This is a genomic window from Paraburkholderia sp. BR10954 (assembly GCF_040965775.1).
GTDB lineage: Bacteria > Pseudomonadota > Gammaproteobacteria > Burkholderiales > Burkholderiaceae > Paraburkholderia > Paraburkholderia youngii.
Genome location: NZ_JBFRCK010000139.1, coordinates 1 through 2,803, shown reverse-complemented (window position 1 = coordinate 2,803; position 2,803 = coordinate 1). Strand labels below are relative to the sequence as shown.

Here is a 2,803-nt window from a genome sequence, read left to right as displayed (position 1 = left end):
GCCAGACCGGTTATAGCGTTCACCAATATACAGAAGTCGCTGCCCGCTGAATGGGTGAAACGGATGGGTAATGCGGACAAGGTGTTCTGAGGCAACAACAAGGTTCGCATTCCGAGGTATGTTACAAGCGGCTTGAACGAGGCCGGTTTATATGGCCCAAGGCCGACGGTGGCAAGGTCCATCTGAGCGCCGCGCAACTGTCGATGCTGCTTGAGGGCATCGACTGGCGACAGCCCCGTCGCACTGCCGCACTATCGATGTTGAACCGCGCGGCGGACTCGTAAACTACGGCGCATGTCGAACGGCGCCGATCTTCCTGACGATGTCGAGCTCCTGAAGGCCTTGCTGGTTGAGGCCCGTAGCCTGCTTGCCGAACGCGATGTCGAGATTGAGCAGCTCAAGGCGCAGATCGACAAGCTCAGGCGAATGCAGTTCGGTCGCAAGTCCGAGCAGCTGCAGCGGCAAATCGAGACGCTCGAGACTCAACTTGAGGATCTGGCGGCTGGGCGCGGCGTTGTGGATGTGCAGCGTGCGCAGGCCCGAAGTGCAAATGCGTCCACCTCAAATGCGACGACGGACGAAGCGGCTTCCAGGCAAGCGCTTCCCGCGCATCTGCCGCGCGAGGATCATGTGCTCAAGCCTGAATCAGGTTGCCCGGATTGCGGACACCCAATGCAGGTGCTTGGCGAGGACGAATCCGAACAACTCGCCCGGGTCGCAGCGGCGTTCAAGGTCATTCGCACGATCCGGCGCAAACTGGTTTGCCCATGCTGCAGCACTATCACCCAGCCGCCGATGCCCGGCCTGCCGATCGAGCGGAGCATCGCCCATCCGAGCTTGCTCGCAGACGCTCGGGCTCGACGCAACCGGCGTCGGTCTGGTTCGCGTACTCGCCGAACCGGCAAGGCATCCATCCTCAAACCCATCTCGCCAACTTCAAAGGGATCCTGCAAGCGGACGCTTACGCGGGATTCGACGAATTGTTCCGCGATGGCTCGATACGCGAGGCGGCATGCCATGCGCACGCGAGGAGAAAGTTCTACGACATCCATGTGCGCACGCCATCTGACACAACACAAAAGGCACTCGAATATATTGGCGGGCTCTATGACATCGAGGCCTCCATTCGCGGCAGGCCAGCCGCCGAGCGGTTGCGAATACGGCAGGAGAATGTCAGACCTCTGCTTCAGATCTACGAAGCGTGGCTCAGGGCAAAGCTCGAAACGCTGTCGTCGAAGTCCGATACGGCCAAGGCGATCAATTACACGCTGAACCAGTGGAGCGCACTGACGTTGTATTGCGAAGACGGCACGCTGGAGATCGACAACAACATCGCGGAAAATGCGCTGCGTTGTGTAAGCCTGGGGCGGAAGAATTTTTTATTCGCCGGCTCCGACAGTGGCGGCGAACGGGCAGCCGCAATGTACTCGTTGATCGGCACTTGCAACTTGAATGACATCGATCCGCGTGCCTACCTGGACTATGTGCTAGCCCACATCGCCGATCACAAAATCAATCAGATCGACGAGCTCCTGCATTGGCGTGTGGCCGACAAGCTGCACACGCCAGCAAGCCCGCCGAATCCCGCTACCTGACCGGCGGCTCCAGTTCACCATCATGCCCCACGCGGAGGCCCCGCACCCGGCGGGCGGCATTTTGCCGACACGCGAGCCTGATAATCCAGATGCACGCTCAAATGAGTAACCTCGAGTCCGTGTTCGGCCATCATCTCTTCGACGTTGCGCAGGCTCAGCGAGTACGCCGCGTGCCAGCGCACGCAAAGCAGGATCACGTCCAGCGGATGATGCAGCCGCTTGAGCACTTTGCCGATACCGCCGGGCAACGCATAGCGCGTCGTCTTCGTCTTTGCCATCGTACGTGTCGTACATTCCGATTCGAGCGATTCAACCCGACCTCGCCAATGCAACTGAACCTACGAATTCGCTCGATCGCAGTCGCCGGTTCCGTGCGGCTGGCTAAACATGCGCGACTTGTAAGGAACACCACGTCATTGTTCGATAGCCGACACAAGTGCGCGACGCAATTGCGGGCCAATGCGTCATTATGCCTATACTCTGCGGTTCCGAGCGTTTGGGCCCCCACATGGTCCGGAATGTGCTTCGTGACAGGCTTGGAACAGCCCGGTCGCTGCGCAACCGCGACACAGAGCATTGTCACGTTGCTGACTGAGTTCGGTAACATCCGGCGATGCAGGTTACCTGATCCCTTTATCGTGGCGACCGCTTCCCCACGATGCCATCAGTTATGCCGTACGTTGCGCACCACCGGGTTCAGCTGAGTCTGCGCGACCTCGAGCAATTCGACACCAGTGCGACAAATTTAGCGCAGGCTTTGAACGGGGGGTAAAGGCAGCTCGCCGCACATCCAGCACCACGGCATCTGGACGAGCTATTTGTGTCGTTGTGCGGTGAGCTTACCTGCCACGGCGTGCCGTTGATGAACAGGGGCCAAACTCGACATCCTGCGGCAGAAACGGCGGGACTAAGGCACCGTTAAGCGGTTCTTCAGCCATGTGCTTTGTTCTTGCCCCGTGCCGCGCACTCGACACCGATCAGCTTGGCAGCTAGCCGGCAGCCAGAGCCGACATTCCCAAAACTGGCAGGCATCAAATATGTGCTTCAAGACTGCAGCCAAGGTGAACAACCGTGCAGACCCTGCGTAACGCGCGCCCGGTCCGCACTGTCTTCCGATCCGCCATGACAACGCAAACCATCCGCTTCTATCACCAGGGGTCCGTCCGCGAGGTCGCGGGCGTTCCGGCGACGCGCACCGTGCTGCAGCA

The 2,803-nt window shown here is 59.8% G+C and carries 1 protein-coding gene and 2 pseudogenes; 2 read left to right on the top strand and 1 reads right to left on the bottom strand.

The window, feature by feature from the left end; genetic code table 11:
- The first annotated feature begins 86 nt into the window (after positions 1 to 86).
- Positions 87 to 284, top strand: a complete 198-nt coding sequence (tnpB, locus tag AB4Y34_RS41355) for an IS66 family insertion sequence element accessory protein TnpB (RefSeq protein WP_368719245.1) — start codon at positions 87 to 89, stop codon at positions 282 to 284.
- Between the two features lie 10 nt (positions 285 to 294).
- Positions 295 to 1,595, top strand: a pseudogene (locus AB4Y34_RS41350) (IS66 family transposase).
- A 73-nt stretch (positions 1,596 to 1,668) separates the two neighbouring features.
- Here AB4Y34_RS41350 and AB4Y34_RS41345 read toward each other — a convergent pair.
- Positions 1,669 to 1,873: pseudogene (locus AB4Y34_RS41345) on the bottom strand (IS6 family transposase); the annotation flags it as partial.
- Between the last annotated feature and the right edge of the window lie 930 nt (positions 1,874 to 2,803).